Source organism: Aeromonas sp. R1-1 (genome assembly GCF_040908495.1).
GTDB classification, from domain to species: domain Bacteria; phylum Pseudomonadota; class Gammaproteobacteria; order Enterobacterales; family Aeromonadaceae; genus Aeromonas; species Aeromonas veronii.
This window is the reverse complement of sequence record NZ_JBFODV010000242.1, coordinates 1-5,870: the sequence shown is the minus strand read 5'-3', so window position 1 is coordinate 5,870 and position 5,870 is coordinate 1. Positions and strand designations below refer to the sequence as shown.

Below are 5,870 nucleotides of genomic sequence, written 5' to 3'. Positions count from 1 at the left end.
CGCCGCACTCCTGCAGCCAGCGCATCTGACAGGGCGCCCCCTGCTCACGCCACTCAAGCGCCAATTGCCACATGTCGTTGCCCTGCCCGTCCGTCAGCGCCTGCAATGCCACTCGCAGCGGTGCTGGCTCGCGCCCCGCCAGCCACTCTCGCAGCTGATGAAGCTGCTGCTGACTCAACTGCAACTGCTGCAGCATGGCGGGCTCAAACCAGCTGATCGCCCCCTCCTGGCTACGCTTGGCCTGGTTGAGGGCCAGGATGGCCTGATCCAGCAACCGGGCGGCATCCTGTTGTTGCGCCTTGGCGACCCCGAGCCGACAGGCAAGATCGAAGCTGCACTCCCGGGTCACGAACTCGAAATGGAGCAGATCCACCAGCTCATGAATGGCGGTTTCCAGCGCATCATTCGCCTTGGTCAGCACCACGGCAAATTCATCTCCGCCGAGCCGGTAAGCGTGGCTGCCATGGGCCTGCAGCAGCTTGTTGGCCACCATCTGCAACAGCCGATCACCGACCTGATAACCCAGCAGATCATTGACCTGCTTGAAGCGCTTGAGATCGAGCACCACCAAAGCGCTCACCTCGCCAGCATGCAGAGCGCGAGAGAGCTGTTCCTGCAGGGCACGGCGGTTGCCAAGCTGGGTCAGGGGATCGAGCAGGGCAAGCCGACGGTTCGCCAGATTGGCGCGAATGAGGGCAGCGACCAGAGCGCCACCGGTCAGTAGCAGGATCAGTTGCCAGATCTGCAGCCAGAACAGGCTGTTGCGGATTTGGCTGACCGAATGCTCCCGCTCCTGGCCGGAGAGGATCTGATCTCCTATCTGTTCGATGAGACGGGTCTGGCTGGCGATCGCCTCCTGCAAGCGGGCAAGCTCAGCCCCCTCGCGCAGCGCACCGGCCTCCATCTGGGGTTCGAGCTGCTTGATCTGCTCGAACAGGATGGCCAGCACTTTGCCGAGCCCGTGCCGCTGGCGCATCTCGGCGGTTTCACTGCTGATGAGGAAGATGTCGAGCCGGTTCCACAGCAGATCGTAATCAAGACTCAGGGTCTCCATCGACAGTCTGCCAGCCCGATAGAGCTGCAGATCGTAGAGGAAACGCTGGGATTCGAGCATCACCTGGCTGATGTTCCAGTGGACATTGCGGTAGAAAGTATCGACCAGCTGCTCCTGCCGATACTGCAGATAGAGGCTGCTGCCAGACGAGAGCAGAAACAGCAGCGACACCGCAACCAACAGCAGATTTTGGCGGGATAGCCCCATCAGTCGACGATCTCGATGCGGGTCACCTGCCACACCATGCAGTTGTGAATGGCAGGCACGTCCAGCTTGGGATAGGTGGTGAACGGGATGAGCAGCCAGAGCGGCCCCTTGTTGCGCCGGGTCAGCGGTTTGCCGTCCTCTTGACGCACCAGGGTCAGCGGCACGCCGTCGAACAGGGCCAGATCCACCACCTGCTGATAACCGTTGAGGGCCGAGACGGCGATCTTGCGGGCATCCGGGATCCCTTGCGCCGCCAGCACGGCAGACAGGGTCGGCCCGCGATAGTGGTGGGCGCCCTGAGTCCAGGGGGTAGTCGTAGTGAATTCGGTCTGTGGCAAGGCAGAGAGGGCCGACTCATCGAGGGTCACCTGCTGGCCGCCTGGCAGTACCAGGGTCATCAGGGAGATGGAGGCCGATGCGCTGGCACTGGCCAGCATCAGGAGAAAAAAAGCGATCCATTGCTTGACTGCGGTCATGGTAATTTGCGCCAACTGCGTCCCATTTTTTGTGGCTGCCAGTGTGGCGATTTCACCGAACCATTGCAACTGTCCCGTCGCACACTAGCTCAGGGACCGCGCATCTCCATCCAGTTGTGCCCCTCGACTTGCCTCGGTTGATGAATGCCGCACGCCTCCAGCAACTCATCGACATAGGCGGGCACCAGCAGGGAGGCTGGGCCATAACGTTTCTCGTCAAACTGGCTACCTACCTCGCTCGGTTCGAGATTGAGCTCGATGGTGTGCGCCCCGTTCAATCCCGCTTCATGGACAAACCCGGCGGCCGGATAGACGGCGCCAGAGGTGCCGATGGAGATAAAGAGATCGCACTGGGCCAGCGCACTATAGATGCGATCCAGCCCGAGCGGCATTTCGCCAAACCAGACCACATGGGGACGCATCGGCTGGGGAAACTGGCAGCAGGAGCAGAGCTCGTCCTGATGGAGATCGCCGCGCCACTCGATCACCTGACCGGACTCTGGGCAGCGAGCCTTGAGCAGCTCCCCGTGCATATGGATAAGGTTCTTGCTGCCAGCGCTCTCATGCAGATTGTCGATGTTCTGGGTGACCAGAGTCACCGAACCGGGCAGCAGTCGTTCGAGGCGGGCCAGCGCATAGTGGGCCGGATTAGGGTGAACCTGGGGCTGTTGCAGCTGTTTGCGGCGGGAGTTGTAAAAGCGCAGCACCAGTTCGGGATCCCGGGCATACCCCTCGGGGGTCGCCACATCCTCGACCTTGTGCTCTTCCCACAAACCGTCGCAGGCACGAAAAGTCTTGATGCCGGATTCGGCAGAGATCCCCGCGCCGGTCAGGATCACGATATGTTTATATGACTGCGCCATAAGCTGCTCCGTCTATCCCCGCACAATAAATGTGACCTTAGCACAGGGAAAAAAGTGTCACTATTCGCCCTTGGTCTTAAGCGGCGCCGCTGGCGGTGCGGGTAACCAGGCATCCAGTACCGACAGATCCAGCCTGACAAAGACCATCTCCCGCCCGGTCACCAGGGTCAGCGGCAAACCAAGGCGCTTGAGCAGAGTCAGCATGGGCCGGTTCTGGGCCAACACTTCCGCCGTCCACTCCCGGATACCGTCCGCCCTGGCCAGCAGTGCCAGCGCTAGCAGAATGCGCCTCCCCGCCCCCTTGTGCTGAAAGTGATCCGCCACGATGCAGGAGAACTCCGCCCGATCGGGATGAAGGCGGCGGCGGATTGATTGCGCCTGAGCCAGCGGCTCACCAGCCAGATCGGTCAGCAACAGCGAAATCTGTTGTTCGGGATGGTAATTGAGAAATTGGGCCACCTGTTCCGGTGGCGGTGTCCGTTTCGGGCGCATAAAGCGCAGATAGATACTCTCTTCACTCAATGCATCGTAAGCAGCAAGCATGCGGGCAGGCGCCACCCCATGCAGCTCGCGCAGCAGGCAAGGCACCCCGGAGACCTCCATAGCCAGTGGCAGCTCGGCCCGGGAAACCGGATGGGGCCAGCCATCCAGCCCTTTGCCAAGGCGCTCCCGGTGCATGGGCCAGCAGAGGTAGCGCGGCATGGCTTACCAGCGCCCCGTCATACCGCGCTCTCGCCACACCTCGACGTCGAGCAGGTTGTAAGGATCATCCAGATAGACGGCGATCCCCAGCTCCCGAACCCGGGCCATAAAGCGTCCCAGCAGGGAGTCACCAGTCAAGGACTCCATCTCCGGCAAGATCCCCTGCCCCAGCAGCAAGGCTTGCAGCGGCAAACGCTCCAGCAGATCGAATGGCAGATGCTGGCTGTTATCGAGCAGCAGCGCCAGCTTGCTCCCCGCCAGACTGGCTTGTAGCACCAGCGCGAAGCGATCGGCATTGCCGAGCAGGTGGTCACGACGGTGGATCAGCAGGGTCAGTTCGGCTGGGGTACGCGACTGCTCCGTCAGCCAATCCTTGAGCGCCTCCCAGCGGCTGGGTAAACCCGTTACCGCCAGCCAGACCGGATGAGGGGTCGCGGGACTGGAGAGCAGCCCTAGCTGACCCAGCACCTCCCCCTGCCACCGGCGGATGGAGCGACGCTGGCCGCTCAAGCGCTGCTGACGCAGCGGGCCCAGATAGAGTCGACGCAGCAACCTGAGCAGCTCGTCGCAATCAAGCGGCTTGGCCAGTGCAGCCAGAATATTGAAACCGGCATCGTGCAGCAGGCGGCGGGCACCGTCGATCAGCGTCTGCTCATGGGCCGAAAGCAGCACAATGGGCAGCCCAGCCTCTTGCAACTGGGGCTGGTTCATCAGCAGACTGATGGCATCTTGCTCCACCAGACTGAGATCGCACACCAGCAGGCTTATGTCGCCCGCCGACAATGCTGCAAGACAGGCCGATTCATCCTGTACCCACTGACAGGAGAGCCCCAACCCGGCGATGGTCTGTTGCAATTGCATCCCCTGAAACGGGTGATCCTCGAGCAGCAGCACCTTGTTAGCGGCCAGCCAGTTGCACCAGTTACGGTAACTGGTGGCAAGCCCCCCCAGCCAATCCTCGCCGATAGCGTAAATTCCCTCATGCTGCTGCAACTGGGGGAAGTAGTCCGCCTGCTGATGAGCGGCGGGGTCGTAAAGTGCGATGGCGCCGGCCGCAAACAGCCCTTCCCACTGCCAGCAGGCATCCGGTCTGGTACGGTGCAGCGTGACATAGGAGGGCAATGTCATGGTGCTGGCCAACTCATGGGCGGTGCTGTCGAGGGCATAGAGCACAATGGGGCAAAATCCTGCCGCCTCATGCTCTTCCGAATCGAGCAACGCCAGTAATTCTTCATCAGTGATGATCATCTTGAGCCCTCTTTGAAAACTGCTGGCTGAACTCATCCAGTGCCCGGTTCAATCTGGCTTGCAGCATCGGATGGGGCGCCTGTTGCCACTCTTCAATGACCGCCACCAACGTAGTCGCCCCTACCATTCTGGCGGCCCCCTTCAACTTGTGTAAAGCAGCATTCACGCCAACTTCATCTTCTTCTGTGCTGCAGCGCTCAAGTTCGGCCAAATCATCACGGGTAGCCTTCAGATAAAGGGCGGCCAGTTCATCGGTCAGCAGCGAGGCAACCGGTGTCGGGGCGACAGCATTGCTCCCCTCTTTGGCAATATGGCGCAGCAAGGTCGCCAGCTCCTTGAGGGCGACCGGCTTGTCCAGATGGCCATCGCAACCGCAGGATTGCAGCTCCCTTGCCGCCTGATCACTGAGATCTGCGGTGATCACATAGACCGGCAGACGGGCCCAACGGGCGGATTGGCGCAATTGCCTGCACAGCTCGGCCCCGTTCATCACCGGCATCTGCAGATCGGTCAGCACAAAATCCACCTCTTGCTGCGCCAGCATCTCCAGCGCCAGCTGCCCGTTGGCGGCAGTGATAACGCTGGCACCAAGTTGCCCCAGTTGCAGGCTGATCAGCTCGCGATTGACATCGTGATCTTCAACCAGCAGTACCCGCATGCCAAGCCCTGGCTGGGTGCCGGCGACCGGTTGATCCGGGGTCAAGCGTGGTTGCAGCAGGGTGATGATGGTCCCTGGCACCCAGGACTCCCCTTGCCAGGCCCAATAGTAGAGCCCCTTCTCGTCCACCTCCGCTTGCAGCGTATCAACGGCGTTGCTGACGGTGGCGATCCCCAATCGACTGAGCCAGGGCGAGAGCGCTTGCGCCTCATCGTGGGGTAAAGAGAGTGCCAGCTGCCGCACATTGGGCTGCCAGTCCGGCTCCTGCTGCACCCGCTTCAGGGGCAACTCGCAATAGAAGCGGCTACCGCCACCGACGCGCCCCTTGACATCGATAAGCCCCCCCATCTGATCGACCAGCTGCTTGCAGATCGCCAGACCAAGACCGGTGCCCGGCGCCCGCAGCTGCCCTTCAACGGCAAACTGCTCGAACGGCATAAAGAGCGTGGTGCGCATCTTGGCGGTGATCCCCGGTCCCTGATCATCCACACCGAAGCGCAAGGTCGATGCGACCACCTCGGCCCACAGCACCACTTCCCCACGCAGGCTGAACTTGATGGCATTGGAGAGCAGGTTGTGGAGCACTTGCCGTACCCGGTGAGGGTCGAGGGTCTGCAGGGCTGGCAGAGCCGGGTCCAACTTAAGGCGCAGTTGCATTCCCT

General features: G+C 61.6%; 6 protein-coding genes. All 6 read right to left on the bottom strand.

Annotation, left to right across the window (positions count from 1 at the left end; translation table 11 throughout):
- Positions 1–1,261: diguanylate cyclase (locus AB5Y92_RS16430; RefSeq protein WP_368227159.1), on the bottom strand; the 1,261-nt coding region annotated here is incomplete at its 3' end.
- On the bottom strand, positions 1,261–1,737 hold the full coding sequence (locus AB5Y92_RS16425; RefSeq protein WP_368227158.1) for a hypothetical protein: 477 nt from the start codon (positions 1,735–1,737) through the stop codon (positions 1,261–1,263). The genes AB5Y92_RS16430 and AB5Y92_RS16425, both read right to left, overlap by 1 nt.
- Positions 1,738–1,826: 89 nt before the next feature.
- Positions 1,827–2,600: a Sir2 family NAD+-dependent deacetylase gene (cobB, locus tag AB5Y92_RS16420; protein ID WP_005336680.1), complete on the bottom strand. Its 774-nt coding sequence runs from the start codon at positions 2,598–2,600 to the stop codon at positions 1,827–1,829.
- A 60-nt stretch (positions 2,601–2,660) separates the two neighbouring features.
- Positions 2,661–3,302: a GNAT family N-acetyltransferase gene (locus AB5Y92_RS16415; RefSeq protein ID WP_368227157.1), complete on the bottom strand. Its 642-nt coding sequence runs from the start codon at positions 3,300–3,302 to the stop codon at positions 2,661–2,663.
- A gap of 3 nt (positions 3,303–3,305) precedes the next feature.
- Positions 3,306–4,550 carry a response regulator gene (locus tag AB5Y92_RS16410; RefSeq protein WP_368227156.1) on the bottom strand — a complete coding sequence of 415 codons (1,245 nt, stop codon included), beginning with the start codon at positions 4,548–4,550 and terminating at the stop codon, positions 3,306–3,308.
- The coding region (locus AB5Y92_RS16405) for a response regulator (protein ID WP_368227155.1) at positions 4,537–5,870 on the bottom strand (1,334 nt) is incomplete at its 5' end. The genes AB5Y92_RS16405 and AB5Y92_RS16410, both read right to left, overlap by 14 nt.

Excerpts from the sequence above, each read along its gene's own strand:
- AB5Y92_RS16425 (WP_368227158.1), bottom strand. The coding sequence starts at position 1,737 with ATGACCGCAGTCAAGCAATGGATCGCTTTTTTTCTCCTGATGCTGGCC.
- cobB (WP_005336680.1), bottom strand. The coding sequence starts at position 2,600 with ATGGCGCAGTCATATAAACATATCGTGATCCTGACCGGCGCGGGGATC.
- AB5Y92_RS16415 (WP_368227157.1), bottom strand. The coding sequence starts at position 3,302 with ATGCCGCGCTACCTCTGCTGGCCCATGCACCGGGAGCGCCTTGGCAAA.
- AB5Y92_RS16410 (WP_368227156.1), bottom strand. The coding sequence starts at position 4,550 with ATGATCATCACTGATGAAGAATTACTGGCGTTGCTCGATTCGGAAGAG.